This is a genomic window from Microbacterium sp. ARD31 (assembly GCF_031844425.1).
In genome coordinates this window covers 144,059-170,370 of sequence record NZ_JAUZVE010000006.1, presented here as the reverse complement: position 1 = coordinate 170,370, position 26,312 = coordinate 144,059, and the positions used below count along the sequence as shown (strand labels likewise).

The window sequence follows — 26,312 nt, the reverse complement described above, 5'->3', positions numbered from 1 at the left end:
GGCTCGCGCGACCGCTGCTTCGCTTTCGCTCATCAACCCTCCACCTTTGATTTCATCCTGGCATGAAAAGCGCCTCGAAGCGCCGATGGCCGGAGTATTGCGCCCTCTTGACCAGTGAGTTGTTTCCGTTGTAGAAATAACCCGTGCTTCACCTCGACGACGCTGTCCCCGACCTGACCGACGCTCCGGTGCCCATGCCGTGGGTTCATGACGCCCTGCACCTCCGTCGCGGCGGAACCAGCATCGTCCTCGATCTCGCAGACGACAACGTCGCGATCGCTCACTGGGGTCAAGATCTCGGGGATGCCCCTCACGAGACCATCCGAGCCCTCGCCAAAGCGTCGCGGCTCCAGCGCGTGTCAGGCGGGCTCGATACGACCAGTCGACTTGGCGTGGTGACCACCGCGGGGGATGGGTGGGCTGGAACCCCCGCGCTCGAAGGTCACCGCGATGGCAGCTCGGTCGGCGTCCGTCTCTCTCTGACCAAGGTGATGTCGACGGCAACCTCGGTCGAGATGCTCTTCACGGATGGAGAGATGAAGGTGTCGGCGCGGTACGAGCTGCAGGTGACGGGGTCTGGTCTCGTGCGGGCCCGCACGACGCTGCGGAACGACGGTGAGGGTGTGTACGCGGTACAGGCTTTGCACACGACTCTTCCGTTGCCGTGGGAGGCGACGGAGATCCTCGACACGACGGGTCGTCACTTGCGGGAGCGGTCGGCGCAGCGTCATGAGTTGACGTTCGGGACGCATCTGCGGGAGTCGCGGCGGGGTCGGCCGGGGGCGGACGCCACCTTGCTGCTGGCCGCGGGCGTCCCGGGGTTCGGTTTCGAACGGGGCCGTGTGCACGGGGTGCACCTGGCGTGGAGCGGCAACTCGCGGATCTTCGCGGAGCGGGTCCCGACGGGCGAGTCGTTCCTCGGTGCCGGTGAGCTGTATCTGCCGGGGGAGATCCGTCTGGCGCCGGGTGAGGAGATCGCCACCCCGGAGCTGCTCGGGTCGTGGGGCGACGGGCTCGACCAGCTCGCGGCGCGCTTCCACGACGAGTGGCGTTCGCGGCCGCAGCATCCGACCCGCCCTCGGCCGATCACGCTCAACACGTGGGAGGCGGTGTACTTCGACCACCGGCTGCCGAAGCTGATCGCCCTCGCCGACGCGGCGGCGGAGCTGGGTGTGGAGCGGTACGTGCTCGACGACGGCTGGTTCCGGCACCGCCGCGACGACACCGCGGGGCTCGGCGACTGGTACGTGGACGAGACGGTGTGGCCGAACGGTCTGCACCCGATCGCCGACCACGTGGTCGCGAAGGGGATGGAGTTCGGCCTGTGGTTCGAACCCGAGATGGTCAACCCCGACAGCGACCTCGCCCGGGCGCACCCCGACTGGATCCTCCGCGGCCGCACCGACCTGCCCCCGTCCGCCCGGCAGCAGCAGGTCCTGAACCTCGCGCACCCCGACGCGTACGCCTACATCCTGGGCGTCATCTCCGACATCCTCGCCGCGTACCCGATCACGTACGTGAAATGGGATCACAACCGCGACCTCGTCGACGCCGCCGCCGGTCCCGGCGGCGCGGCGCTCGTGCACGCCCAGACCCTCGCCGTGTACCGCCTGATCGACGAACTCAAAGCCGCACACCCCGGACTCGAGATCGAGAGCTGCGCCTCCGGCGGCGCCCGCGTGGACCTCGGCATCCTCGACCGCACCGACCGGATCTGGACCAGCGACTGCCTCGACCCGATCGAACGCCTCGAGAACCAGCGGTACACCGCCCTCGTCGTGCCGCCCGAGATGATGGGCATGCACCTGACCACGCCGCACGTGCACTCCACCGGCCGCACCGTCTCCCTCACCCTCAGCGGAGCCGTCGCCCTGTTCGGTCACTTCGGCATCGAATGGGACGTCACGACCCTCACCGAGACGGATGCCGCGGCCGTCGGCGCGTGGGTCGCCCTCGCGAAGCGGGTCCGCCCCCTTGTCGCGACCGGCCGCCTCGTCAACGCGGACGTCGCCGACCCCGGACTCGATGTCCGCGGCGTCGTCGCCGAAGACCAAGCATCCGCCTTCTTCACCATCACCCAGACGCAGACGCTCATCTCCTCGCCGGCGGGGCGCGTGCGGTTCCCGGGACTCGACCCCGACCGCACCTACCGGATCGAGATCGTCACCCCCGGCGGGATCGTGCAGACCCCCGCGCAGTCACCGCTCGAATGGGCGCACCACGACACCGTGCTGACGGGGCGTCAGCTCGCCGTCGTCGGTCTGCGACCGCCGGTGCAGAACCCGCAGCAGTCCACCGTCATCGAGATCACTGCCGCCTGAGCGGCAGCAGACGCGCAAGGAGGCGCACATCATGAGATCCAGGTCCATCCGTACCGCCATCGCCGGCACCCTGATCGCCGGGCTCACCCTCGGCGTGGGCGGCTGCGCAAGCAACAACGCAGGCGGTGTCACGACCCTCGACTTCTTCCAGTTCAAGGGTGAAGCGCTCGAGGACTTCAATGAGATGATCGCGGCGTTCGAGGCGGAGAACCCAGACATCAAGGTGGTGCAGAACCAGGTCGGCGATTCGGAGACTCTCATCCGCACCCTGCTGGTGAAGGACCGTACGCCTGACGTCATCACCCTGAACGGGAACGGCAACTTCGGCAAGCTCGCCGAAGCCGGCGTCTTCTACGACTTCTCGGACGAGCCGGTTCTGCAGACGATCAGCCCCAGCGTCCAGGACATCCTGGCCGACCTCGGCAACTACGGCGACGAGGTGAACAGCCTCGGCTATGTGAACAACGCCAACGGCATCATCTACAACCAAGACATCTTCGACGCCGAGGGCCTTGAGATCCCGGAGACGTGGGATGAGCTGATCGCTCTCTGCGAGACGCTCGAAGAGCGGGGGATCACCCCGTTCGCGACCTCCCTCGCCGAGAACTGGACGCCGATGCCCTCGTGGAATGGGATCGGCGCCTACTACGCGCAGGACGGGTTCTTCGACGAGATGCGCGCCGAGGGAGACACGGTCGGTCCGGACTCCCCAGTGTCGTTCGAGAAAGATTTCCCCGAGGCGATGGAGCGTCAGTCGGAGCTGTTCCAGTACTCCCAGGACGGCTACCGCGGTGCGTCCTACGACGACAGCACATCCCTGTTCGCCCAGGGCGGCGCAGCCATGATGCTGCAGGGCATCTGGGCACTGAGCCCAGTGAAGGCCGTCAACCCCGACATCAACGCCGGCATATTCCCCTACCCCGTTCCCGAGAACCCTGACGACCGCGTGCTGGTGTCCGGGGTAGACGTCGCCGTGACCATGGCCCGCAACACCCCGCACAAGGAAGAAGCGCTGCGCTTCATCGACTTCATGTTCCGCCCGGACGTGATCGAGAAGTTCGCCGCTGCGCAGACGATGGTTCCCTCTGTCGAGGGTGCGCAGCTCAGCGACGACCCGGCCCTGCAGTCCATCGCGCCGTACTTCGACGCGGGCAAGATCACCGGGTTCATCGACCACCAGGTGCCGACCGCCATCCCCCTGACGGGGGTTGTGCAGCAGTACCTCTACGACGACGACCTGAAGGGCGCCCTCGGCACCCTCGACAACGAGTGGCGCAAGGTCGCCGCTCGCACGATCACCACGAATGAGGAGGACTGAGATGGCCACCGTCACCGCCGACGGCACGCGCCGTGCCGAGCGGGTGGGCTCCGCACAGCCGGCAGAACGCCGTCGCTCGAAGCTCGCGCCCCGCGCGTACTACTGGTTCGTCTGGCCGGCGGTCATCGCCTTCGCCGGCTTCCACACCCTGCCCGTCATCATCGGCATCTTCTTCAGCTTCACGAACTACGCGGGCTACGGCGCCTGGGACTTCGTGGGCTTCGCGAACTACATCAACATCTTCCGCGATGACCGCGTGCTCCAGGCGTACGGCTTCTCGTTCCTGTTCGCGATCGTCGCGACCGTCTTCACGAACGCGATCTCCCTCGCGATCGCGATGGGGCTGAACGCGAAGATCCGGGCCAGGAACTTCTGGCGCGGCGTCTATTTCGTGCCGTACATCCTCGCCGTGCTGGTCGTCGGGTACGTCTTCCAGTTCCTGTTCTCGAACTCGCTGCCGAAGATCCTCTCCGGCATCCCCCTGTTCCGAGACAACATCCTCACCAACCCCGACTGGGCGTGGACGGCGGTCGTCGTGCTGGCGGTCTGGCAGGCCTGCGCGTTCTCGATCATCATCTACCTCGCCGGGCTCCAGACCATCCCCGCCGACATCTACGAAGCGGCATCCATCGACGGGGCGACCCCCGCTCGCCAGTTCCGCTCCATCACCTTCCCGCTCATCAGCGCGTTCTTCACGATCAACGTGGTGCTGAGCCTGAAGGGCTTCCTGCAAGTGTTCGACCCGATCATCGCTCTCACCAACGGCGGGCCGGGTACCTCCACCGAGTCGGTCACGATGCTGATCTTCCGCGGAGGCTTCTCCGGCGGCGAGTTCGCCTACCAGACAGCCAACGCGGTGATCTTCTTCATCGTCATCACGATCGTCTCCCTCCTCCAGTTCCGGGTCCTTCAGCGCAGAGAGGCCGACTTCTGATGTCCAGCTCCGTCACCACACCCATCGAGGCCAACGAGGCCACCACCGCCGTCGTCCTCCCCCGGAAGCGTCGCTTCTCCGGCGGCGACCCGTCCGATACACGTCGCACGAACTGGTGGGCGACCGCGCTCATCGCCGTCTGCTCCCTCACGGTGTTGATCCCGCTGTACCTTGCGATCGCCGTCGCACTGAAGACACCGGCGCAGCTCGCAGCAGGCACAGGGTTCGAGCTGCCGTGGCCGATCAACTGGGAGAACTTCGCCGTCGCCTGGGAGCGGACCGCGTTCCCTCAGGCGCTGATGAACACCGCGATCATCACGGTCGGATCGGTCGTGTTCACGCTCCTGACCAGCTCGCTCGTCGCGTACGCCCTGGCCAGAAACCTGCACCGGCCGTTTTTCAAGGGCGTCTTCTTCTACCTGCTCGCCGCCCTGTTCATCCCGTTCCCGATCATCATGCTCCCCCTGGTGAAGCAGACATCGGTCCTCGGGCTGGACAACCCCGCAGGCATGATCCTGCTGTACACGATCTACGGCCTGAGCCTGAACATCTTCATCTACACCGCCTTCATCCGCTCGATCCCGATCGAGCTCGAAGAAGCGGCAAGGATGGACGGCGCATCGACGTGGCGCGTGTTCCGGCAGATTGTGTTCCCGCTGCTCATGCCGATGAACGCTACGGTCGGCATCCTCACCTGCGTATGGGCGTGGAACGACTTCATCATGCCGCTCGTCGTGTTGACCTCGCCGTCGGACCGGACGCTGTCGCTCGCACAGTACGTCTTCCAGGGGCAGTACAACACCGACTACACCGTCGCCTTCGCCTCCTACCTGATGGCGATGGCGCCCCTGTTGATCGTGTACATCTTCTCCCAGCGTTGGGTCATCTCCGGCGTCATGCGCGGGTCGATCAAGTAGTCAAGAACGCGGATGGCGCCCGGTGCGAGCTGCATCGGGCGCCGACCCGTTGGCGCCATGATTCGCTGAGACGACGCGTCGCCGCATTCCAGGACCTCGTAGGCGGTGTCGCGGTCAGACGGCGTCGGTGCTAATCAGCCGTTTCGAGACGAATCGTTCTCGGGGCGGTCAAAGTAAGTAGCGAGCACCTAATGGCACGTAGGTGGCACGAAATGTATCCCGAAGCGGGTGGCGCTGCCGAAGATTGTGACGTCAAAAAGCCGTCTGGTCAGGCATAAGTTTCGTGGATGTGACTTCCCACGCAAGGTTGGCACCTTCAGGCACCCTTCTCATCTTCCTGGCACTGACCGCGTGGTGAGGTTCGACCTTTAGGTAAGTCGTTGATTCTCAATCTTCCTGGCACTAGACGGACTGTAAACCAAAGAGCCGTAGGCATCTCCGTGATGCCAACATCGCTCTGAAGCTGGAGTCCGAAGCCCCGGGATACCCTCTCGGCTTGCGGCGAGGGTTCATCACGCTTCTGTGGCGGGGACGGGGCGCTGCACAGGTGTGCATTTCGCTCGATGGCAGCATTTGCCACCGTAGATTGGCGGTCGCGCAGCGGGAATGAGCCCGCTGCTCAGGAAGGATCCGATGGCGGGTCCGCGTGTGAAGGAGCACTCCTCGATGAGGCGACAAACTTTCCGGCGTAACGGCTTTTGGCTGGTTATCTCTTTGGTTCTGATGCTGGTATCCAGCATTGGTGCCTCGCTCGTGCAGACCGTCGGCGGTAGCGTCGCCGTCGAGGACATGCGCTGGGAGGCTGCATCGGGCCGCGAGATGAGCGCCCTGTTGTTCAAGCCGGCCTCCGTCTCGGCCGAGAATCCGCGCCCGGCGATTGTGGTCAGCCACGGCTGGTGGAACAACCGGGAGATGCAGGACGCCAATTACGTCGAGCTCGCCCGGCGCGGGTACGTCGTGCTGTCGATCGACATGTACGGGCACGGCAACTCCGACCCACTTCCCGCCGGCCAGGAGGCCGTCGGTGGCACCGGCATGTACGACGCCGTGAAGCTCATCGCGGACCTGCCCTACGTCGACCCGAGCCGGATCGGCGTGACCGGTCACTCGAATGGGGCGCGTGCGGCGAACTTCTCGGTCGCCCTCGACAATGAAGCCGAGACGCCCCTCATCGCCTCGGTTCTGCTCGTGGACAACGACCCCGTCTACGTCGACGACGCGGGCGCGTTCACGAACATCTACGGCAGCCGCGACACCGGCGTCATCCAGGCGCAGTACGACGAGTTCTTCTTCCGCAGCTACGACGCCGAAGGCAACGCACTGACCCCGCCGCGCGAGTACCTCTCCACCCCCAACGCGCAGTCGTTCCTGCACTTCGGGCAGGACCCGGCCGAGGCGACAGATGTGCGCGAGGCAGGCCAGGTTTACACCCAGGCCGTCGACGGGACCGAGGCGATGCGCGTCATCTGGTCGCTGCCGCAGACGCACCCGTGGTCGACGATCTCGAGCACGGCGGTGGGGCACCTGGTCGACTTCTTCGACGAGTCCCTCGGCGCACCCAACTCGCTGCCGGCGGGCGACCAGAACTGGCAGTTCAAGGAAGTCCTCACGACCTTCGGTCTCATCGGCTTCGGCATCTTCCTCGTCGCGTTCACGCGTGCGCTGCTGGCGACCCGGGCCTTCGCGGGACTGCGCGTCTCCGAGCCGATCGCGGCAGTGGCGACCACGCGCCGCGGGCTGGTCTGGTTCTGGGGAGGGCTGGTCGTCACGACGGTTTTCTCAATTCTCAGCTACGTGCTCCTCAGCCAGGCGGAGTGGGCCGGCGCGATCGCCTTCGGTTCGGTGAACCTCATCGCCCCCGGTGTCCCGTGGTTCATCGGCATCTGGGCTGCGATCAACGGTGTCGCCGGCCTGGCGATCATGGTCGTCTCATACCTGCTGTTCGGGCGACGCAGCGGTCAGGACCTCCGGGCCGTAGGCGTCTTTCCGGGCTGGCGACGCTTCGGGCTCGGAGTGGCGCTCGCGCTGACGACGACCGTCGCCGCGTTCGGCATCGTCTTCGTGCTGGACTACTTCTTCAAGACCGACTTCCGGTTCTGGGTGCTCGCCGTGAAGGCTTTCAACCCCGAGATGATCGGGTACTCCCTGATCGTCCTGCCGCTGTTCCTCCTGTACTTCGTGGCGAACTCGGTGGCGATCAACTCGTTCAACCGATTCACGCTCCGGGGACGGGAATGGATGAACACGGCCCTGCTGGCGCTGTTCAACTCGCTCGGACCGATCGTGCTCGTCGTAGCGCAGTACGCGACGTTCTTCATCACCGGTGAGACGATCGACGGCTTCGGCGGCATCTTCAGCATCTGGTTGTTCCCGGTCATCGTCATCCTGGCTGTCGCTGCGGTCATCAGCCGAAAGATCTACCGGGAGACGAACAACCCGTACATCGCCGGGTTCCTCAATGCCGCGGTCGTCACGGTCATCAGTGTCACGAACTCGCTCGTGATCGCATACTGAGGTCAGTGTGGGTCGGCCCGCGGAGGCGGGCCGACCCACGCAACGGCCTAGCGCAGTGATGCGTCGCGCCGGAGAACCTCGGTCTCGGTTTCAGGCTGCTCTTCCGCGCGAACTTCTTTCGATAGCCGTGGATTCGCAATTCGACGCAGCGGCCTGTGCGGTCGGCAGCGTGGGTCATGCTCACACAGAGGACAGCGTTGGTGCGTCGGGGGGTCAGAAAGACTTCCGGAAGTTCTTTGACACTGTCGATCACGACTTCTTGTTGAGCACCCTGGACCGCATCGGAGTCAACCGAACGCCGCTTGAGCAGTACGTCATTGAACGGTTCTGGGAGGCCCCGAGCCGTCCTTGACGGTCGGAGCTAAGCCGTCGCCATCAACTAAACGAACTTGTGGCATCCCACAGGGCACTTCGCTCAGTCTCTTCTTGGCCAATCTTGCTGCGTCTGACCTTGACAGGAGTCTTGAGCGGCTAGGTGTACTGACCGGGGACGTTGATTGATCAGCGCGTGGGTGGCAGGACTCGGTCAAGTGCACTGGCGTCTCCCTCGACGCGAACACCATTTGCGACGGCAAGAGCTAGGGGCATGGCTCCCTGCAGCAGCGCGACCAGGACAGGTCCTGGACCCGTGACGCTGGCGCTGGGGCTCGCGTCGAGCTTGCAGGGCTGGACTGCCACGACTCCCCTCGCTGCGGTGAGGTCGAAGCCGTCATCGAGGGTGCCGAAGCGGATGACGACGGCCGGCTCGGTCGGCCGGTGGTCCTGGAGCAGGAAGCGCGCTGGCTGGCTGAGCCAGTGCATCTGGAAGATCGCGTCGCGCGGCGCGTCTGGAACCGTGGGCGCGCCCCACTTCAAGAGCTCACGCAACACTCCGTCCAGGGCCGTGCCACGGTCGGTGAGCCGGTATGTCGGGACGCCCGTCGCTCCGGGGGATGACTCGCGGGTGACGACCCCATTCGCCTCGAGGTCGCGCAAGCGCTGGGTGAGCAGGTTTGTCGCGATGCCGGGCAGGCCGCGTTGCACTTCCCCGAACCGCGACGGCCCCTGGATCAGGAGCTCGCGCACGATCAGAAGAGTCCAGCGGTCGCCGACCACGTCTAGGGCGCGGGCGATCGAGCACAGCTGTCCGTAGGACTTCACCCAACACTCCTTGACTTTCTCAAGTTCCTGCTTGAAAGTTTCAAGCATCATTCTCACACCAAGGAGAGCCATGCCCGCCACCCTGTCCTCCACTGCCCCGCAGGTCCTCAAGGACTACTACCGGATCCTCGAGTCCGGCTCCGACAACTACGGGGACGGGGCCGCCCTGCGGCCCCTGCTCGGCGACCATCTCGACTTCACCGGGCCCCTCGCCGGCCACCGCCCCGATGCCGCTGAGGGCTTCCTGCGAGGCGTCTCAGGCTTCATCGCGACGGTCAAGCAGATCGAGATCATCCACGACGTGACCGGCCCCACCGGCTCGGCCGTGCTGTACACGGCGACCATGCCCGGCGGCCCCATGACCTTTGCCGAGTTCTTCACCCTCGACGGCGACCTCATCACGTCCCTGAACCTGGACTACAACGGCCCCGAGTACATCGAGAAGGGCGGCCGATGACGGCCCAGCGGAGCCTCGTTGAACGCGTTCGCCACGCACTGCGGGACAGTAGCCCCCGCGAGGTACCGATGTTCGGGGGCGTGTCCTTCATGGTGGAGGGCCGCATGGTCGTCGCCGCGCGCCGCGAAGGGGCGCTCCTGCTGCGCATCGACCCCAGCACGGCCGCGGAACTGCTCGCCCGCCCGGGCGCCCGCCCCGCGCTCATGGGGACAGACCGACCCATGGGTGACGGCTGGATCAGCGTCGAGCCGGCCGCGCTCGAAGGGACCGGACTCGACAGCTGGCTCGCGCCCGCGCTGTCCTTCCACGCAGCGCAGGGCACCAAGTAGAACGTCGCCCACGGTGGCCGGTCGCTGACGCAGCCGGCCACCGACCCATGTCAGGAGGAGTTTTGAGCCACCCCAACGCCGCACTGACCCCGCGCTATCGCCTGAAAGTCGCTCGCCTCGTCGTCGAGGACGGGTGGCCTATCAGCGAGATCGCCGCCCGGTTCCAGGTCTCCTGGCCGACCGTGAAGCGGTGGGTCGACCGCTACCTCGCCGGCGAGCCGATGCAGGATCGTTCGTCGCGCCCGAGGACGTCGCCCAAGAAGACGTCGAAGTCGGTGACAAAGCGCTGCGTCAGCCTGCGAATGCGGTTGCGGGAAGGGCCAGTTCAGCTCGCCGCCCGGCTCGGCATCGCCCCGTCGACAGTCCACCGCATCCTCACGACGGCCCGCCTCAACCGGCTGTCGCACGTCGACCGGGCCACCGGTGAGCCGATCCGCCGGTACGAGCACCCCCACCCCGGGTCCTTGGTGCACGTGGACGTGAAGAAGCTCGGGAACATCCCCGACGGCGGCGGGTGGCGCTTTGTCGGCCGGCCGCAGGGAGAACGGAACCGCGCGGCGACCCCTGGGAAACCAAAGAGCAAGTGGCACAACCCGAAGCCCGGGTACGCGTTCGTGCACACCGTCATCGACGACTACTCCCGCGTCGCATACACCGAGGTCCACGACGACGAAACCGCCGCCACAGCAGTTGCCGTCCTGCACCGCGCCGTGGAGTGGTACGCGGACCGCGGCGTCACCATCGAACGTGTCCTGTCGGACAACGGCGGCGCGTACCGGTCGCACCTGTGGAGCGACACCTGCGAAGCCCTGTCGATCACTCCGAAGCGGACACGTCCGTACCGGCCGCAGACCAACGGGAAGGTGGAGCGCTTCCATCGCACCTTGGCCGACGGGTGGGCCTACGCCCGCTGCTACACCAGCGAGCAAGAACGACGCGACGCCCTGGGTGCTTGGCTGCATCAGTACAACCACCACAGGCCCCACACCGCGTGCGGCAACCAGCCGCCCTTCTCACGATTGATCAACGTGTCCGGTCAGTACATCTGTGCATCTGCGAGACGTCGATCGAGTTGAAGCCGGCAGTGCGCGGCATGACCGACATCGTGAAGCCCGCGAGGAGGCGACCGCCGGGCGAGAGCGGGCCGAGGGTTCCTGGGTTGTCCCACTCGAGCGCGGTGAGCGAGACGGCGCCGAACACCAGCAGGACAGCGGAGCCGACGACCACCGTCATCGTGTTGAGGGTCCATCGACGTGGGAAGAGGATGCGGCGACGCAGCTCCATGATGACGGGGAATCCGAGACCGCCCAGGATGATGGCCACGCAGATGGGGAGGCAGATCCAGGGGTCGGATGCGAAGGACATCAGGTTGTCGCTGAAGAGGGCGAAGCCGGCGTTGTTGAAGCTCGAGACAGCGTGGAACACGCCCAGCCAGACCGCGTGCGCTCCGTCTTCGCCTTAGCCCAGCCAGAATCGCACCGCGAGCGCGGTCGCCACGACGGTCTGGGTGGTCAATGTGATGAGGGCGACGCCGGTCAGGACCCTGCGGACGTCGCCGACGGCGACCGTGTGCGTCTCGCTCACCGCGGTCAGGCGCGTGCGCAGTCCGAGTCGGCGCGCGACGAGCAGGCCGAGCAGCGTCGCGAGCGACATCACGCCGAACCCGCCGATCTGGATGAGGACGAGGATGACGACCTGACCGAACGGCGACCAGAACACCGGGGTGTCCACCACGATGTGCCCGGTGACGCAGAGGGCGCTGGTCGCGGTGAACAGGGCTTCGATGAACGTCGCGGATCTGCCGTGGACGGCGATGGGGAGACTGAGGAGAAGCGTGCCGAGGGTGAGCGCGCCCCCGAAGGCCAGGGCGATGACCCGGCCCGGGGTGAGCCGCGGCTGCCGAGGGAGTCTGCGCGCGGGGACGCCGTCGAGCCGGGTCGGTCCTCGACGTGCGCTCACGTCGTTACGATCTCACACCGCGGGCCTATCGCTACGACAGCGCGGCCCGCGCCGCGCGTCGATCGGATCGGCTGAGCACCGCCGCGGCTCGGTCCACGGCGTCCTCGGTCGCCCGGCGGAAGGCGGCGGCTTCATCGGGCGCCGTGTCGCGGAGCGCCTGCAGGCACTTCTGCAGGCGGATGTGCACTTCGACGAACCCGGCACCGTCGCGGGCGAGGGGGCGGAAGGCATCCGTCACCAGTTCGTGGATGCTCGGCCGAGCGATCCACACGTGGGGGTACTCGACGTCACCAGACGGCTCGCGTGACCGGAGCGCCGCCGTGAACACGCGTTGCAGGGCGGCGATGACCTCGATGGCGGTGCCCGGGTCGTTCGTCGACGGTGACAGGGCGCGGCTGCCGATCTCGGCTAGGGCGATAACGCCGAGGCGCGGGTCCTGCTCGTAATCCCGGTGGCGCCCCAGGATGAACGCGCCCCGAACACCGCGGTCCACGTCGTCGGTGACGCTCCCTCGGACGTGCACGAGCGGATGCCGTCGATCGGCGATTGTGCCGGGGATCGCGGTGACGTAGATCTCGCAGCGGTGCTTCTCGGCCAGGGCGTCGAGGGCCGCGACGTCCACGTTGAGGACGTACTCGCCCTCGAGCGCGGTGACGGCGGTGGCGTCAGCGGGCACTCCCCTGAGCTCACGGGCGCCGTAGGTCGGATGCTTCGCGAAGGCGACGAGCGTGCGCGTCGCGGCATCCTCGACCCGGTCGATGACGTCGGCCATGCGTCCGAACCGGGCGAGATGGTCGATCCAGCGCAGGAGTGTGACCACGATCATCGCGATGATGACGAGGGTGCCAAAGAAGAGGATCGTGCGTCCCTGCTCCGTGTAGTACCCCGTCGACAGGGCGATGATGCCGACGAGCGCGAAGACGAACGCGCCCACGAAGGTCGACAGCGCGTTCTGCGACGTCGGGTCGGCGATGAGGAGCTTCGTCGACCGGGGTGTGGCGATCGTCGTGGCCGACGAGTACGCCGTCACCATCGCCGTGATCGAGAACGTGGTCGCCGTCAGCATCGCCGTCGCGATGATCTGCAGCAGCGAGTCGACGGAGTTCTGCCCGAGCTCGACGCGCAGCTCGAACGGGATGACGGACCCGATCACACCTGCGGCGAGGGCGAAGAGAATCGCGACGAGCGTGAAGGTCACGGCTCGGGCCCCCACGGCACGCGTGATCCGCCGGAGCATCGCCAGAGGGCGGGAGGACGACGTCGTCATGATCACAGTCAACCGCCTTTCAGTAGTCCGCGGCGCTGTCGTGCACTCCGTCGCGGCCGAAGCGACGCACGTGCACGTGACGGGTCAGTCGGATCGCGAGGCGGATCAGCAGTTGAATACTGCCGAGCAGGAAGAGCCAGGTTCCCGCCGTCGTGGTGTCCTCGGAGAAGAAGAGGATGCTGCCGACGACGAACCAGAGCGCCACCATGACGTCGTTCACGATGCTGACGACTTCGTACACGTGCCGCACGACGATCTCGTCCCGACCCACGGGGAGCTCGAGCGTGCGGCCGTCGTTCGACTGCGGGGAAGGCATCGTGCCATGCAATCACAGGGGAACGCCTGAAGACGACCGAGTCAGTATGGAGGGGCTGACGGGAATCGAACCCGCGCTGTCTGCTTGGGAAGCAGAAGTTCTGCCATTGAACTACAGCCCCGTGCGCCCGGAGGCACCCGGCAAGCCTAGCAAGACCGGGAGCCGTTCGACCGAACGCAGACCGGAAGTGCCGGTCAGTCCGTGGCGGCGGGCGGCTGTCCCGGGCCCTGCGGCGGCTGTCCGGGGTGCGGCGGCTGCCCGGGGTGCGGCGGCTGGCCGCCCGGGTATCCGCCGCCGGGGTAGGGCGGCCCAGGGCGCGGCGCGAAGACCATGCCGCTCTCCTGCATCGCGCGCAGCATCCCGTTCTTCACCGCCGTCCGCTGGATGAGGTAGCCCACCCAGATCATGAGGGCGATGAAACCCAGGTAGAGCACGATCATGAGGATCACGAAACCGGCGCCGAGCCCTGCGTACTGTCCGTAGCTGTCCATGCCCGCACCCTATCGGCGGGTGCGACATCAGTCACGCACGGCGAGCGAGCACACCACGACGAGCACGCCGAGCCCCGCGACGAGGCCCGCCAGGGCGAGCCACCCGCCCGCCATCCACGCGGCGGCGCCCACCGTGCCGATGACGCTCGAGCCCACGTAGTACGCGACGCTGTACAGCGCGACCGCGTGCTGCCGCCCCGACCCGCCCGCCCGCGCCGTCGCTGCGTTGGCGGTCGCGTGCGCGAGGAACATCCCCGCCGTGATGAGCAGGATGCCGGCGACGATCACCGCCACGCCCGATGCGATCGTCACGGCGGCGCCGACGGTCATCAGGGCGCCGCCGGCGACCAGCGGCATCCGCGTTCCCCATCGGTGGACGAGCGCGCCCGACAGGCGCGAGGTCACGGTGCCCGACAGGTACGTCAGGAACACCAGCGACACCGCCGTCGCGCTCAGGAAGTACGGCGCTGCCTCGAGGCGGAACCCGATCGCGTTGAACACGGCGACCATCGCGCCCACCACCATCGCCCCGATCGCGTACAGCGGCAGGGCCCGCACGTTGACCGCCTGGCGCCTGAGCGTCCGCAGACTGCTGCGCAACGGCACGACCCGGTGCGTCGCGGTCGCCGGCAGCAGCACGGCGAACAGCACCGTGAGCGCCGCCGCCAGCACCCCCATCAGCTCGAGCGACAGCCGCCACCCGACGAGCTCGCCCACCGGCGCCGCGACCAGCCGGCCCGCCAACCCGCCCACGCTCGTCGCCGCCACGTAGGCGCCCGCGGCGACGCCGGTGCGATGCGGACCGGCCGCCTCGTGCAGGTAGGCGACCGCCAGGGCCGGGATGCCGCCGAGCGCCGCCCCGAGCAGGAACCGCCCCGCGAGCAGCCCGGCGAACCCGGGCAGCAGGGGCGACGCGACCGCGATGACCGCGGCGGCCGCCGCTGCGACCTGCAGCATCCGTCGGCGTCCGAAGCGGTCGGCGGCCAGCGCCCACGGCAGGATCGCGAGGGCGAGGCCGAGCGTGGCCGACGACACGACCCACGAGGCGTCGGCGGCGGTCAGGCCGTAGGTCTCGGCGATGCCGGTCAGCAGCCCTTGCGGGGCGTACAGCACGCCGAAGGTCGCGATCCCCGTCGTCCACATCGCCGCACCGAGCCGACGGGGAGCGGCGGTCACGGTGGGGATGTCGAGAGTCGTCACCCACCCCACGGTAGGCATACTTCTCATCCGGATCCAATACCGGTTCTCGACGAGCGATACCATCGGCGCATGAGTCGCCTCGCCGCGCTGCTGCCGCACCTGCCCCTGCTCGACGCGCTCGGCCGCGACGAGCACGTCACCCGTGCGGCGCAGGCGCTCGGCGTCCCGCAGCCGAGCGTCAGCCGCGCGCTCCGTCACCTCGAGGCTGAGCTCGGCGTCGCACTCGTCGCCCCCGAGGGCCGCGGCATCCGTCTCACCCCCGCGGCGAAGCGGATGCTGCCTGGCGTCCGCGTCGCCCTCCGCGCCGCGCAGGACGCCATCGACTCGCTCGACGAGGCGCGCGCGACCGTCTCGCTCGCCTTCCAGAACTCGCTCGGCGAGAATCTGGTGCCCCGCCTCGTCCGGCGCCTGCGCGAGGAGCGCCCCGACATCCAGATCCGGCTCTGGCAGGGCGCGCGCGACGCATGCCTCGCGGAGCTCGCCTCGGGGCGCACCGACCTCGCGATCGTCTCGGGGGCAGCCGCGGCGGGCGAGGCATCCGTCCACCTGTACGACGAGCCGCTCGTCGCCGTCGTGCCCGCCGGGCACCGCCTCGCGACCGCCCGCCGGGTCACGCTCGCCGACGTCGTCGCCGAGACCCACGTGACCCTCAAACCGGGCTACGGCCTGCGCCGCACCCTTGAGCAGCTGGTCGCCGCCGAAGACGCCGAGCTGCGCATCGCCTTCGAGGGCGACGACCTGCGCACCCTCCACGGCCTCGTCGCGGCGGGCCTCGGCATCGCCGTCGGACCTGAAGTGCCGCATCCGCTCGATGGCTGCGTGCAGCGGCCCATCGACGATCCCCGTGCGGTGCGCGACATGGGCGCCGTCTTCCACCCCGGCACCCGACCGCCCGCCGTCGACGACGTGCTGCAGGTGCTCATCGACGTCGCCCGCGGCTGACCCGCCCGGCCGCGGCGGCAGAATCGAGACGGACGGATGCGACGGAGGCTGCAGTGCGCGCGATGATCATGGACCGGATCGCCGGTCCCCTCACCGTCACCGAGGTGCCCGACCCGGTCGCCCCCGACGGCGGCGCGGTCATCGAGGTGCACGCCACGGGGCTGTGCCGCAGTGACTGGCACGCGTGGGTCGGGCACGACGACATCGCCCTGCCGCACGTCCCGGGCCACGAGCTCGCCGGCGTCGTGGCGGCGGTGGGGCGCGGTGTCGAGCGCTGGAACGTCGGCGACCGCGTCACGGTGCCGTTCGTGTGCGGATGCGGGCGGTGCGAGTGGTGCCTGGCCGGCGACGCCCAGGTGTGCCCGAACCAGCAGCAGCCGGGCTTCACCCACTGGGGGTCGTTCGCCGAGCGGGTCGCGATCCACGCGGCCGATCGCAACCTCGTCGCCGTGCCCGAGGGGATCTCGCTCGAATCCGCCGCGGCCCTCGGATGCCGCTTCGCCACCGCCTACCGCGCTCTCACCGCGCGTGCCCGCCTGCGTGCGGGGGAGTGGGTCGTCGTCGTCGGCGCCGGCGGGGTCGGTCTCAGCGCCGTCATGATCGCGACAGCGCTCGGCGCGCGCGTCGTCGCGGTCGACCGCTCGGCGGCCGCACTCGAGGTCGCGCGCCGCCTGGGCGCGGAGCACGTCGTCCGCGCCGACGGCGCCGACATCCCCGCCGCGGTCCACGAGGTCACCGGCGGCGGCGCGCACGTGTCGGTCGACGCGGTCGGCAGCGAGCAGACCTGCGCCGACGCCGTCCTCAGCCTGCGCCGCCGCGGCCGGCACGTGCAGGTCGGGCTGCTGCCCTCGGCATCCGGTCTCTCCGCGGTGCCGATGGCCCGGGCCATCGCGTGGGAGCTCGACCTGCTCGGCAGCCACGGCATGGCCGCCGAGGATTATCCCGGGATGCTGCAGCTCATCGCCCGCGGCACGCTCCGCCCGCAGGACCTCATCGAGCGGACGGTGTCGCTCGACGAGGCCGCCCAGCTGCTGCCTGCCATGGACACCGCGGCGCCCGCGGGGATGACGATCATCGACCCGCGGCGCTGACCGGCGCCGGCAGGAGCAGCGCATCGAGTGCGACCCGCATCGCGGCGACGGGATCGGTGCCGTCGGCGAGCCAGCGCACCTGGATTCCCTCCCACATCCCGATGACAAGGTCGGCGAGCATGACGGCATCCGTCGTCGTCGTCAGTCTGCCGAGCGATCGGTCGTACTCGATCGCCGAGGCGTACTCGGGGATGACATCGGCGTACCGTGCGCGCAACCACGCGTGGGCCTCGTGGTCGGCGTGTGTGGCCTCCGCCTGCACGACCGTGAACATCCGCACGAGTTCGCGCCGACCGAGGTTGCGCTCAACGATCGCGAGGACCGTCGGGATGAAGCCGTCGCGCGCGGCGCGCTGCGAGAAGTCGGTGTCGGCGGCATCCTCCTGCGACAGGACCGCGGCCAGCAGCGACACCTTCGTCGGGAAGTGGTGCATGACCGTCGTGAGGCTGAGGTCGAGCTGCTTCGCGATCTGGCGCAGCGACCCGCCGCGGTAGCCGTACGTGCCGAAGACGGCCGTCGCGCTCGCGATGATCTCGCTGCGCCGCGCGGCGGACTTCGCGTAGGGGCCCCGGGCAGGCGCTTCGGTCATGACGGCAGTGTAGATCGACTGAAACCGTGCAGATGCACGTTTTTGGGACTAGCGTGGTCGCGTGCAGAACTACCGCTGGGTGAAGGACGGCTCGCAGCAGCCCGGGACGATGCGCTACGGCGCCGACTACAACCCGGAACAGTGGCCGCGCGAGGTGTGGGACGACGACGTGCGGCTCATGCGCGAGGCGGGCGTCAACATCGTGTCGCTCGGGATCTTCTCGTGGGGCCTGCTCGAACCGCGCCCCGGCGAGTACGACTTCGCGTGGCTCGACGAGATCATCGACCTGCTGCACGCGAACGGCATCGACGTCGACCTCGCAACTGCGACGGCGTCACCGCCGTCGTGGATGGCGCGCCGGCATCCCGAGATCCTGCCGCAGACCGTCGACGGGACGATCCTCTGGCCCGGCGCCCGCCAGCACTGGCGGCCCACGTCGCCGATCTTCCGCGAGTACGCCCTGCGTCTGGTGCGCGCGCTCGCCGAGCGCTACGGCGATCACCCCGCGGTCGTCGCGTGGCACATCTCGAACGAGCTCGGATGCCACAACCTCTACGACTACTCCGATGATGCCGCCCGCGCGTTCCGCGTCTGGCTCGAAGCGCGCTACGGCACGATCGAGGCGCTCAACGACGCGTGGGGCACGGCCTTCTGGTCGCAGCACTACGAGGAGTGGGACGAGATCCTGCCGCCGCGCTCCGCGCCCACGATCCGCAACCCCGGACAGCAGCTCGACTTCGAGCGGTTCTCGTCGGATGCCGTGCGCGACCACCTGCGGGCCGAGGCCGCGGTGCTCGCCGAGGTGACACCCGGCATCCCGCGGACGACGAACTTCATGGTCGCGCAGAACGTCCGCGACATCGACTACCCGTCGTGGGTGGGCGACGTCGACTTCGTCTCGAACGACCATTACCTGCGACCGGGGGAGCGCGGCCGCGACGACCTGTCGTTCTGGGCGAACCTCACCGGGAACATCGCCGGCGGTCTGCCGTGGTTCCTCATGGAGCACGCGACGAGCGCCGTGAACTGGCGCGAGGTCAACCCGCCGAAGCGGTCCGGCGAGCTGGTGCGCGATGCGCTGACCCACGTCGGGCACGGCGCCGACGCGGTCTGCTACTTCCAGTGGCGGCAGTCCCGCGCCGGCGGTGAGCGGTACCACTCCGGCATGGTGCCGCACGCGGGCGAGCACAGCCGGGTGTTCCGCGACGTCGTGGCCCTCGGCGGGGCGCTGCGCGACCTCGCGCCCGTGCACGGCTCGCGGCGTGAGACCGCGCGCGTCGCGATCGTCTTCGACTACGAGTCGTGGTGGGTCAGCGGGCGCGACGCCCACCCGACCGACGCGCTCGCGTACGACGCCGAGGCGCTCGCCTGGTACCGCGCGCTGCTCGACCTCGGGGTGCGCGCCGACGTCCTCCCGATCGGCGCGTCGTTCGACGGGTACGAGGTGCTCATCGCCCCGATGCTGCACGTCGTCCCCGATGAGCTGCGTTCCCGTCTGACGTCGTTTGCGGATGCCGGTGGCCACCTCGTCACGACGTACTTCTCGGGCATCGTCGACCAGAACGACCGCGTCTGGCTCGGGGGATACCCCGGCGCACTGCGCGAGCCGCTCGGCGTGATGGTCGAGGAGTTCGTGCCGCTGCTGCCCGGCGAGCGCGTCGCCCTCGCCTCGGGTGCCGCGGCGAGTGCCTGGACCGAGCGGATCGTGCACATCGGCGACGACGTCGAGGTGCTCGACACCTACGCCGAGGGCGACCTGGCGGGTGCGCCCGCGGTGACCCGTCGGCGGCTGCGCGCGGGTGGGTCGGCGACCTACATCTCGGCCGACATCGGCCGCGACGGGGTGCGCGCGGTGCTCGCGGGGCTCGGACTCGACGCGCTCGCCGGCGATCCGCGGTCGGCCGACGGCCGGCTCGACGTCATCGAGCGCGGCGACGCGGAGGCGCGGTACGTCTTTATCTCGAACCGCACCGACGACGAGGTCGTGGCGCCGATGTTCGGCGACGTGCTCGTCGGCGCGGGCGCGGCATCCGGTGTCCTGGTGCCCCCGCGGGGTGTGGTGGTCGTCCGCGTCGCGCGGTGACGCGCCGGGCGGCCAGTAGGCTGGCCGCGTGCTGCTCAGCGACCGCGACATCCGACTCGAGATCGACGGCGGCCGCATCGGCCTCGACCCGTGGGACCCGGCGATGGTCCAGCCCTCGAGCGTCGACGTGCGGCTCGACCGGTACTTCCGGCTCTTCGACAACCACAAGTACCCGTTCATCGACCCGGCCGAGGATCAGCCCGAGCTGACCCGGCTGATCGAGGTCGCGCCCGACGAGCCCTTCATCCTGCACCCGGGCGAGTTCGCCCTCGGCGCGACGTTCGAGCAGATCGCGCTGCCCGACGACGTCGCCGCACGCCTCGAGGGCAAGAGCTCGCTCGGGCGCCTCGGGCTCATCACCCACTCGACGGCGGGGTTCATCGACCCCGGTTTCTCGGGTCACGTGACGCTCGAACTGGCCAACGTCGCGACCCTGCCGATCAAACTGTGGCCGGGGATGAAGATCGGGCAGTTCTGCTTCTTCCGCCTGAGTTCGCCGGCCGAGAACCCCTACGGCACCGGCTCGTACAAGAACCGGTACCAGGGGCAACGGGGGCCGACGGCATCCCGTTCGTTCCAGAACTTCCACCGCACCGACGTCGGGACGACCGACGCCGGTGCGAAGGGGAACTGACCGCGCTCAGTCCTGCTGCGCCTGCGCGTAGCCACGGCTGAAGCCGCGCTCGTACGCCTCGGCGACCGCCGGATGCTGCGCGAAGCCGGCGCGCTCGCCGCAGCCGTGACCGTGGTGTCCGTGCCGCTCGTGGTGCCCGAACAAGCCGGGCTCTCCATGGGGGAATCCGCGGTGCGGGAACCGGCCTCGGCTACACGGCGGGTCTCGCCGAGTGCCTGCTGCAGTCGCACGGCGACACGATCGACCTGCTCCCGGCGTTGCCGGGGGCGCTCGGCGCCGGCGCGGTGCGGGGGCTCGTCGCCCGCCCCGGCATCGAGGTCGACCTCGCGTGGGATGCCGCGGGTGCCGTCACCTCGGCGCGGGCGCGGGCCCGCGTGGCCACCGCCGAGGGAACGCACGCGTTCCGGCACGGAGACCACCGGATGGAGGCCGTGATCGGCTCGGCGTGGAGCGTGCTCATCGGGGAGTGATCGGCATCCCTTAGCCCTCGTTCGGGAATGCCCACGGTCTCGCGGCGTTCCCTCGAGACATGACACACGTAGGAATCATCGGTGCAGGACACATCGGCTCGGCCATCGCTCGCGTGCTGGTCGCTCAGGGTCACCAGGTCGCGATCGCCAATTCGCGGGGCCCCGAGACCCTCGCGGACCTCGTCGCCGAGCTCGGCGAGAACGCGCAGGCCATGACCGCAGCGGATGCCGCGACCTTCGGCGAGTGGGTCGTCGTCACCGTGCCGCTCAAGGCCATCGACGACCTGCCCGTCGCGGAGCTCGCCGGCAAGATCGTCGTCGACACCAACAACTACTACTGGGAGCGCGACGGGCACATCGCCGAGCTCGACGAGAAGAAGACCACGACCTCGCGGATGCTGCAGGACCGCCTGCCGCAGTCGACCGTCGTCAAGGGCTTCAACCACATCCCCGCCGCCGACATCACCACCGACGGCGCCCCCGCGGGATCACCGAACCGCCGCGCCCTCGCGACCGCGAGCGACTCGCAGGACGGCGTGACCTTCATCGCCAAGCTCTACGACGACTTCGGCTTCGACACCGTCAACGTCGGCGGCCTCGACGAGAGCTGGCGCGTCGAGCGCGACCAGCCGGCCTACGTCATCCGGCAGAACGCCGACGAGCTGCGCGAGAACCTCGCCCGCGCCGAGCGCTGAGCCCCGGCATCCGCTCGCGAGGTGTCAGGAGATCTCGGTCTGGCGGGCCTTGACCGGGATCATCAGCAGAAGGCCGGCCGCGAGGACGAGGACGATGCCGAGGATGCCGAGGCGGGTGTCGCCGGAGAGGCTGACGAAGAGCGCGAACAGACCGGGCGCGAGGAACGACACCGCGCGCCCCGTCGTCGCGTAGAGGCCGAAGATCTCGCCCTCGCGTCCCTCGGGGGTGACGCGCGCGAGGAAGGTGCGCGATGCGGACTGGATCGGTCCGACGAAGGCGCACAGGATCAGCCCGGCGATCCAAAAGCCGACCTGCGCCGTCCCGATGAAGAGCACGGCGGTGCCCGTCGCGATGAGCGCGACGAGCGAGGCGACGATCACGTTCTTCGACCCGAACCGGTCGTCGAATCGGCCCGCGACAATCGTCGAGATCCCGGCGACGACGTTCGCGGCGACGGCGAAGTACAGGACGCCTGACGACGTGAAGCCGAACACCTGCGCGGCGATGATCGCGCCAAAGGTGAAGACGCCGGCGAGCCCGTCGCGGAAGACGGCGCTGGCGAGGAGGAACGCCAGGACCTGGCGATCGCGACGCCACAGCTTCGTGAGGGTCGCCCACAGGACCCGGTACGACCCGAAGAAGCCCACGCGGTTCGCGCGCTCACGGGCCGGGATCTCAGGCACGCGCACCAGGACGGGGATCGCGAAGATGCCGAACCAGACGGCCGAGGCGAGGACGGCGAGGCGGATGTGGAGCCCGCCGTCGGTGGTGATACCCAGGGGACCGGGGCTGTCGACCAGGCCGATGAAGCCCACCAGGAGGATGACGAGGAGGACGATGCCGCCGACGTACCCCATGCCCCAGCCGAAGCCGGAGACCCGGCCCATGTTGTCGCGGCTCGAGACCTGCACCAGCATCGCGTTGTAGTTGACGCCGGCGAACTCGAAGAAGACGTTGCCGACGGCCAGCAGGGTCGCACCGAGGATGAGGTAGCCCGGTGCGCCCTCGACGAAGACCATCGCCGCCATGGCGAGCACGACCACGAAGGTGTTGATCCCGAGCCAGAGCTTGCGGCGTCCCGAGCCGTCGGACCGCTGCCCCAGCACCGGGGCCAGGACGGCGATGAGGATGCCCGCGATCATGAGCGCGGTGGCCACGACGCTCGCGTTGCCGGCGAGCGCGCGGACGAGAGCCGGATCCGTCGCGTCGCCGTCGGCGGCCGAGACGATCGCGGGATCCACGAACAGGGAGCTCGCGAGGAAGGTGCTGAAGACGAAGGTCGTGACGACGGCGTTGAAGGCGGCCGATCCCCAGTCCCACAGGGCCCACGCCAACACGCCGGGTCGGGAAGGGGCTTGGGTGGCGGGGATCTCGGGCGCCCCGCCGGTGGAACGCGTCATGAGGCGCACACTACCGCGCGTTCGGTACTTCCCGGTGACGTGGACTCACCGGGCTGCGGGGGCGTCCCAGACCACCGGCGTGACGGTGCCGTCGCGCCAGTCGCGACGCAGGATGCTGTACGCGACGGATGCCAGCAGTCGACCGTCGTCGACGGGCCAACCCTCGCGGTAGTACGCCTCCTGCACCCAGCCGCAGCGGACGAACACGCGGCGCATCGCCACGTTGTCCTCCCGCGTCTGCCCTTCGAACCTGTTGACCTCGGGCATGGTGGTGAACACGTGGTCGGTCGCGGCGCGGAGTACTGCGGCGGCGAGCCCGCGACCGCGGTGGGCGGTGTCGAGGCGCAGATCGAACAGGGGAGCGTCGTCGCTGAGGTCCTCGAGGCGGAAGAAACCCAGGCGACCGTGCTCGTCGGAGTCGATCCAGAAGGACGCGTGATCCTCGTCCGCGTACGCGCCGTCGTCGATCGCCTGCGAGATCTGCGCCGCCGTGGGATGCGTCCGCACGTGGAACGGGAACGACTGCGAGCTCATGAACGCGATGAGCGCGTCGCGGTCGGCATCGGTCGGGTCGAGGGGGGTGAAGCGGATCGGCATCCGTCCACGCTACGACGGCGAAGACGGGGCGATCGAGTCTGCAAACTTGATATGAGTCGGCTCAAGTTGGTTTGACGCTCGGGGCAGGACGGAGTAGCCTTGAGTCATCGCGGCTCAGGTTGTGGCCAGGGCCGCGGAGAGACTTCAGATCTACGCAACGCCACACGAAGGAGAATCACATGGCACGTGCAGTGGGAATCGACCTCGGAACGACCAACTCGGTCGTCGCCGTCCTCGAAGGTGGCGAGCCGAAGGTCATCGCCAACGCCGAGGGTCTTCGGACGACCCCGTCGGTCGTCGCATTCACGAAGGACGGCGAGGTGCTCGTCGGCGAGACCGCCAAGCGCCAGGCCGTCACGAACGTCGACCGCACCCTCACCTCCGTCAAGCGCCACATGGGCACCGACTGGAAGACCCAGGCGATCGACGGCAAGAACTACACGCCGCAGGAGATCTCGGCCCGCATCCTGCAGAAGCTCAAGCGCGACGCCGAGCAGTACCTCGGTGACACGGTGACGGATGCCGTCATCACCGTCCCGGCCTACTTCAACGACGCCGAGCGCCAGGCCACGAAGGAGGCCGGTGAGATCGCGGGCCTCAACGTGCTCCGCATCATCAACGAGCCGACCGCCGCCGCGCTCGCCTACGGTCTCGACAAGGGCAAGGAGGACGAGCTCATCCTCGTCTTCGACCTCGGTGGTGGAACCTTCGACGTCTCCCTGCTCGAGGTGGGCAAGGACGACGACTTCTCCACGATCCAGGTGCGCGCCACCGCCGGTGACAACCGCCTCGGCGGCGACGACTGGGACCAGCGCATCGTCGATTACCTGATCAAGCAGTTCAAGGACACCAGCGGCGTCGACGTCTCGAGCGACAAGATCGCCCTGCAGCGTCTCAAGGAGGCCGCGGAGCAGGCGAAGAAGGAGCTCTCCAGCTCGCAGTCGACCTCGATCAACCTGCCCTACCTCTCGCTGACCGACTCGGGCCCCGTGTCGCTGTCCGAGACCCTGAGCCGCGCGAAGTTCGAGGACCTCACGAAGGACCTGCTCGACCGCACCAAGAAGCCGTTCGAGGACGTCATCCGCGAGGCCGGCATCAAGGTCGCCGACATCGACCACGTCGTGCTCGTCGGTGGGTCGACGCGTATGCCCGCCGTGAGCGAGCTCGTGAAGAAGGAAGCCGGCAAGGAGCCCAACAAGGGCGTCAACCCGGACGAGGTCGTCGCCGTCGGCGCCGCCCTGCAGGCCGGTGTCCTCAAGGGTGAGCGCAAGGACGTGCTGCTCATCGACGTCACCCCGCTGAGCCTCGGCATCGAGACCAAGGGCGGCATCATGACCAAGCTCATCGAGCGCAACACGGCCATCCCGACCAAGCGCAGCGAGACCTTCACGACCGCCGACGACAACCAGCCGTCGGTCGCCATCCAGGTCTTCCAGGGCGAGCGCGACTTCACCCGCGACAACAAGCCGCTCGGCACGTTCGAGCTCACCGGCATCGCGCCGGCACCCCGCGGCATCCCGCAGATCGAGGTCACCTTCGACATCGACGCGAACGGCATCGTGCACGTGTCCGCCAAGGACAAGGGCACGGGCAAGGAGCAGTCGATGACGATCACCGGCGGCTCGTCGCTGCCGAAGGAGGACATCGAGCGCATGGTGCGCGAGGCCGAGGAGCACGCGGCCGAGGACAAGAAGCGCCGTGAGGCCGCCGAGGTCCGCAACCAGGCCGAGACCCTCTCGTACTCGATCGAGAAGCTCCTGAACGAGAACGCCGACAAGCTGCCCGAGGACGTCAAGACCGAGGTCCAGGCCGACGTCGACGCCCTCAAGACGGCGCTCGCGGGCGACAACGACGACACCGTCAAGGACGCCTACGACAAGCTGAACTCGTCGCAGACGAAGATCGGCGAGGCGATCTACGCCGCCAGCCAGGCCGAGGCCGCACAGGCCCCGACCGACGCGCCGGCCGGTGAGCAGACGGCATCCGATGAGGATGTCGTCGACGCCGAGGTCGTCGACGACGAGGACGAGAAGAAGTAAGCATGGCGGACAAGGACTTCGAGGGGCCCAACGACGGCGACGAGGTCGTGGACTCCGGGGCTGCCGACCAGGCGGCCCCGGAGGGCGCCGCCGACGGTCCCGACACGCAGCCCGAAGAGCTGACGGTCGACGACATCCTCGGCGCCGCCCAGTCCGACGAGGCCGCGGTGGCCGATGCTCCCGCCGAGGAGCACGACCTCGTCCTCGACCTCAAGCGCGTCCAGGCCGAATACGCCAACTACCGACGCCGCACCGAGGAGCAGCGCGAGGTGGAGATCGCGCGCGCCAAGGGTTCCGTCGCGAAGGGGATGCTGCCGGTCCTCGACGACCTCGACCGTGCCGAGAAGCACGGCGACCTCGAGGAGGGCACGCCCCTCGCCGCGATCGCCGACAAGATCCGCACGGTCGTCGCCCGCCTGGGCGTCGAGCGCTACGGCGAAGCCGGTGAGGCCTTCGACCCGCAGCAGCACGAGGCGATCTTCCAGGCGCCCACTCCCGGCACCACCGAGGCGACGATCCTCGAAGTGGTCGAGGTGGGCTACCGCCTGGGCGACCTCGAGCTGCGTCCCGCCAAGGTCGTCGTCGCCGTCCCGGCCGAGTAAGGGAAG

At 68.6% G+C, this 26,312-nt stretch carries 25 protein-coding genes, 1 tRNA gene and 1 pseudogene; 16 read left to right on the top strand and 11 right to left on the bottom strand.

Translation table 11 applies throughout. The annotated features are described in order from the left end of the window. The first annotated feature begins 194 nt into the window (after nucleotides 1-194). From Q9S36_RS18020 to Q9S36_RS18000, 5 genes are all read left to right on the top strand, one after another. Nucleotides 195-2,321, top strand: a complete 2,127-nt coding sequence (locus Q9S36_RS18020) for an alpha-galactosidase (protein ID WP_311286465.1) — start codon at nucleotides 195-197, stop codon at nucleotides 2,319-2,321. Nucleotides 2,322-2,352: 31 nt separating this feature from the next. After that, on the top strand, nucleotides 2,353-3,639 hold the full coding sequence (locus Q9S36_RS18015) for an extracellular solute-binding protein (protein ID WP_311286315.1): 1,287 nt from the start codon (nucleotides 2,353-2,355) through the stop codon (nucleotides 3,637-3,639). 1 nt (nucleotide 3,640) lies between these two features. Beyond that, nucleotides 3,641-4,573 (top strand): sugar ABC transporter permease, encoded by a 933-nt coding sequence (locus Q9S36_RS18010; protein WP_311286314.1) that lies wholly within the window; start codon nucleotides 3,641-3,643, stop codon nucleotides 4,571-4,573. Further along, complete coding sequence (locus Q9S36_RS18005; RefSeq protein ID WP_311286313.1) at nucleotides 4,573-5,490, top strand: carbohydrate ABC transporter permease; 918 nt, start codon at nucleotides 4,573-4,575, stop codon at nucleotides 5,488-5,490. The genes Q9S36_RS18010 and Q9S36_RS18005 overlap by 1 nt, the downstream gene beginning before the upstream one ends. 723 nt (nucleotides 5,491-6,213) lie before the next feature. After that, nucleotides 6,214-8,004, top strand: a complete 1,791-nt coding sequence (locus Q9S36_RS18000) for an alpha/beta fold hydrolase (RefSeq protein WP_311286312.1) — start codon at nucleotides 6,214-6,216, stop codon at nucleotides 8,002-8,004. 501 nt (nucleotides 8,005-8,505) lie between these two features. Here the strand turns inward: Q9S36_RS18000 and Q9S36_RS17995 are convergent. Continuing rightward, nucleotides 8,506-9,216: a winged helix-turn-helix transcriptional regulator gene (locus tag Q9S36_RS17995; RefSeq protein ID WP_311286311.1), complete on the bottom strand. Its 711-nt coding sequence runs from the start codon at nucleotides 9,214-9,216 to the stop codon at nucleotides 8,506-8,508. Here Q9S36_RS17995 and Q9S36_RS17990 point away from each other — a divergent pair. The 3 genes from Q9S36_RS17990 (at nucleotide 9,215) to Q9S36_RS17980 (ending at nucleotide 11,006) form a co-directional block, all read left to right on the top strand. Beyond that, nucleotides 9,215-9,601 (top strand): hypothetical protein, encoded by a 387-nt coding sequence (locus Q9S36_RS17990; RefSeq protein WP_311286310.1) that lies wholly within the window; start codon nucleotides 9,215-9,217, stop codon nucleotides 9,599-9,601. The genes Q9S36_RS17995 and Q9S36_RS17990 overlap by 2 nt on opposite strands. After that, nucleotides 9,598-9,930 carry a TfoX/Sxy family protein gene (locus Q9S36_RS17985; RefSeq protein ID WP_311286309.1) on the top strand — a complete coding sequence of 111 codons (333 nt, stop codon included), beginning with the start codon at nucleotides 9,598-9,600 and terminating at the stop codon, nucleotides 9,928-9,930. Before Q9S36_RS17990 ends, Q9S36_RS17985 begins: the two co-directional genes overlap by 4 nt. Nucleotides 9,931-9,992: 62 nt before the next feature. Beyond that, the gene (locus Q9S36_RS17980; protein ID WP_311286308.1) at nucleotides 9,993-11,006 is read left to right on the top strand and encodes an IS481 family transposase; all 1,014 of its coding nucleotides are present in this window, start codon (nucleotides 9,993-9,995) and stop codon (nucleotides 11,004-11,006) included. Here Q9S36_RS17980 and Q9S36_RS17975 read toward each other — a convergent pair. The 6 genes and pseudogenes from Q9S36_RS17975 to Q9S36_RS17950 all read right to left on the bottom strand — a co-directional run bounded on the left by Q9S36_RS17975 (nucleotide 10,954) and on the right by Q9S36_RS17950 (nucleotide 15,163). Beyond that, nucleotides 10,954-11,889, bottom strand: a pseudogene (locus Q9S36_RS17975) (potassium transporter TrkG). The gene Q9S36_RS17980 and the pseudogene Q9S36_RS17975 overlap by 53 nt on opposite strands. Nucleotides 11,890-11,920: 31 nt before the next feature. Continuing rightward, nucleotides 11,921-13,156: a DUF2254 domain-containing protein gene (locus Q9S36_RS17970; RefSeq protein ID WP_311286307.1), complete on the bottom strand. Its 1,236-nt coding sequence runs from the start codon at nucleotides 13,154-13,156 to the stop codon at nucleotides 11,921-11,923. A gap of 19 nt (nucleotides 13,157-13,175) precedes the next feature. Beyond that, a complete protein-coding gene (locus tag Q9S36_RS17965) occupies nucleotides 13,176-13,472 on the bottom strand; it encodes a YrhK family protein (RefSeq protein WP_311286306.1) in 297 nt (98 codons plus the stop codon). A gap of 47 nt (nucleotides 13,473-13,519) precedes the next feature. After that, nucleotides 13,520-13,593, bottom strand: a tRNA-Gly gene (locus Q9S36_RS17960). 73 nt (nucleotides 13,594-13,666) lie between these two features. Next, on the bottom strand, nucleotides 13,667-13,963 hold the full coding sequence (locus Q9S36_RS17955) for a hypothetical protein (RefSeq protein ID WP_064002639.1): 297 nt from the start codon (nucleotides 13,961-13,963) through the stop codon (nucleotides 13,667-13,669). 27 nt (nucleotides 13,964-13,990) lie between these two features. After that, nucleotides 13,991-15,163, bottom strand: coding sequence for an MFS transporter (locus Q9S36_RS17950; protein WP_311286305.1), 1,173 nt, complete (start codon nucleotides 15,161-15,163; stop codon nucleotides 13,991-13,993). 69 nt (nucleotides 15,164-15,232) lie between these two features. On the opposite strand from Q9S36_RS17950, the gene Q9S36_RS17945 reads away from it, so the two are divergent. Both Q9S36_RS17945 and Q9S36_RS17940 read left to right on the top strand, forming a co-directional pair. Continuing rightward, entirely contained in the window at nucleotides 15,233-16,105 is an 873-nt protein-coding gene (locus tag Q9S36_RS17945; protein WP_311286304.1) for a LysR family transcriptional regulator, read from the top strand. Nucleotides 16,106-16,158: 53 nt separating this feature from the next. Continuing rightward, on the top strand, nucleotides 16,159-17,196 hold the full coding sequence (locus Q9S36_RS17940; protein ID WP_311286303.1) for a zinc-dependent alcohol dehydrogenase family protein: 1,038 nt from the start codon (nucleotides 16,159-16,161) through the stop codon (nucleotides 17,194-17,196). On the opposite strand, the gene Q9S36_RS17935 is transcribed toward Q9S36_RS17940, so the two are convergent. Then, nucleotides 17,177-17,785: a TetR/AcrR family transcriptional regulator gene (locus Q9S36_RS17935; protein ID WP_311286302.1), complete on the bottom strand. Its 609-nt coding sequence runs from the start codon at nucleotides 17,783-17,785 to the stop codon at nucleotides 17,177-17,179. The two genes, Q9S36_RS17940 and Q9S36_RS17935, sit on opposite strands and share 20 nt — an antisense overlap. Nucleotides 17,786-17,846: 61 nt before the next feature. Between Q9S36_RS17935 and Q9S36_RS17930 the strand changes: the two genes are divergently transcribed. Both Q9S36_RS17930 and dcd read left to right on the top strand, forming a co-directional pair. Beyond that, entirely contained in the window at nucleotides 17,847-19,868 is a 2,022-nt protein-coding gene (locus Q9S36_RS17930) for a beta-galactosidase (RefSeq protein WP_311286301.1), read from the top strand. Between the two features lie 28 nt (nucleotides 19,869-19,896). Then, nucleotides 19,897-20,502: a dCTP deaminase gene (gene dcd / locus Q9S36_RS17925; protein WP_311286300.1), complete on the top strand. Its 606-nt coding sequence runs from the start codon at nucleotides 19,897-19,899 to the stop codon at nucleotides 20,500-20,502. 6 nt (nucleotides 20,503-20,508) lie between these two features. On the opposite strand, the gene Q9S36_RS17920 is transcribed toward dcd, so the two are convergent. Continuing rightward, nucleotides 20,509-20,646: a hypothetical protein gene (locus Q9S36_RS17920; protein WP_311286299.1), complete on the bottom strand. Its 138-nt coding sequence runs from the start codon at nucleotides 20,644-20,646 to the stop codon at nucleotides 20,509-20,511. 20 nt (nucleotides 20,647-20,666) lie between these two features. On the opposite strand from Q9S36_RS17920, the gene Q9S36_RS17915 reads away from it, so the two are divergent. Continuing rightward, the gene (locus tag Q9S36_RS17915; protein ID WP_396653795.1) at nucleotides 20,667-20,972 is read left to right on the top strand and encodes a glycoside hydrolase family 95-like protein; all 306 of its coding nucleotides are present in this window, start codon (nucleotides 20,667-20,669) and stop codon (nucleotides 20,970-20,972) included. Nucleotides 20,973-21,031: 59 nt separating this feature from the next. Further along, entirely contained in the window at nucleotides 21,032-21,667 is a 636-nt protein-coding gene (locus tag Q9S36_RS17910; RefSeq protein WP_311286297.1) for an NAD(P)-binding domain-containing protein, read from the top strand. 24 nt (nucleotides 21,668-21,691) lie between these two features. Here the strand turns inward: Q9S36_RS17910 and Q9S36_RS17905 are convergent, their stop codons facing one another. Next, nucleotides 21,692-23,068 (bottom strand): MFS transporter, encoded by a 1,377-nt coding sequence (locus tag Q9S36_RS17905; protein ID WP_311286296.1) that lies wholly within the window; start codon nucleotides 23,066-23,068, stop codon nucleotides 21,692-21,694. Between the two features lie 45 nt (nucleotides 23,069-23,113). Next, nucleotides 23,114-23,665, bottom strand: a complete 552-nt coding sequence (locus Q9S36_RS17900) for a GNAT family protein (RefSeq protein WP_311286295.1) — start codon at nucleotides 23,663-23,665, stop codon at nucleotides 23,114-23,116. 179 nt (nucleotides 23,666-23,844) lie between these two features. Here Q9S36_RS17900 and dnaK point away from each other — a divergent pair, with 179 nt between their 5' ends. Continuing rightward, nucleotides 23,845-25,704 carry a molecular chaperone DnaK gene (dnaK, locus tag Q9S36_RS17895; protein WP_311286292.1) on the top strand — a complete coding sequence of 620 codons (1,860 nt, stop codon included), beginning with the start codon at nucleotides 23,845-23,847 and terminating at the stop codon, nucleotides 25,702-25,704. Between the two features lie 2 nt (nucleotides 25,705-25,706). Further along, nucleotides 25,707-26,306, top strand: coding sequence for a nucleotide exchange factor GrpE (locus Q9S36_RS17890; RefSeq protein ID WP_311286291.1), 600 nt, complete (start codon nucleotides 25,707-25,709; stop codon nucleotides 26,304-26,306). The last annotated feature ends 6 nt before the right edge of the window (nucleotides 26,307-26,312 follow it).

Coding starts and splice junctions, on each gene's coding strand:
- Q9S36_RS17945 (WP_311286304.1), top strand. CDS start 15,233: ATGAGTCGCCTCGCCGCGCTGCTGCCGCACCTGCCCCTGCTCGACGCG.
- Q9S36_RS18015 (WP_311286315.1), top strand. CDS start 2,353: ATGAGATCCAGGTCCATCCGTACCGCCATCGCCGGCACCCTGATCGCC.
- Q9S36_RS17890 (WP_311286291.1), top strand. CDS start 25,707: ATGGCGGACAAGGACTTCGAGGGGCCCAACGACGGCGACGAGGTCGTG.
- Q9S36_RS17905 (WP_311286296.1), bottom strand. CDS start 23,068: ATGACGCGTTCCACCGGCGGGGCGCCCGAGATCCCCGCCACCCAAGCC.
- Q9S36_RS17985 (WP_311286309.1), top strand. CDS start 9,598: ATGACGGCCCAGCGGAGCCTCGTTGAACGCGTTCGCCACGCACTGCGG.
- Q9S36_RS18005 (WP_311286313.1), top strand. CDS start 4,573: ATGTCCAGCTCCGTCACCACACCCATCGAGGCCAACGAGGCCACCACC.
- Q9S36_RS17910 (WP_311286297.1), top strand. CDS start 21,032: ATGACACACGTAGGAATCATCGGTGCAGGACACATCGGCTCGGCCATC.
- Q9S36_RS17965 (WP_311286306.1), bottom strand. CDS start 13,472: ATGCCTTCCCCGCAGTCGAACGACGGCCGCACGCTCGAGCTCCCCGTG.
- Q9S36_RS17995 (WP_311286311.1), bottom strand. CDS start 9,216: ATGGCTCTCCTTGGTGTGAGAATGATGCTTGAAACTTTCAAGCAGGAA.
- Q9S36_RS17900 (WP_311286295.1), bottom strand. CDS start 23,665: ATGCCGATCCGCTTCACCCCCCTCGACCCGACCGATGCCGACCGCGAC.
- Q9S36_RS17935 (WP_311286302.1), bottom strand. CDS start 17,785: ATGACCGAAGCGCCTGCCCGGGGCCCCTACGCGAAGTCCGCCGCGCGG.
- Q9S36_RS17990 (WP_311286310.1), top strand. CDS start 9,215: ATGCCCGCCACCCTGTCCTCCACTGCCCCGCAGGTCCTCAAGGACTAC.
- Q9S36_RS17970 (WP_311286307.1), bottom strand. CDS start 13,156: ATGACGACGTCGTCCTCCCGCCCTCTGGCGATGCTCCGGCGGATCACG.
- Q9S36_RS17955 (WP_064002639.1), bottom strand. CDS start 13,963: ATGGACAGCTACGGACAGTACGCAGGGCTCGGCGCCGGTTTCGTGATC.
- Q9S36_RS18020 (WP_311286465.1), top strand. CDS start 195: ATGCCGTGGGTTCATGACGCCCTGCACCTCCGTCGCGGCGGAACCAGC.
- Q9S36_RS18010 (WP_311286314.1), top strand. CDS start 3,641: ATGGCCACCGTCACCGCCGACGGCACGCGCCGTGCCGAGCGGGTGGGC.
- Q9S36_RS18000 (WP_311286312.1), top strand. CDS start 6,214: ATGCTGGTATCCAGCATTGGTGCCTCGCTCGTGCAGACCGTCGGCGGT.
- dnaK (WP_311286292.1), top strand. CDS start 23,845: ATGGCACGTGCAGTGGGAATCGACCTCGGAACGACCAACTCGGTCGTC.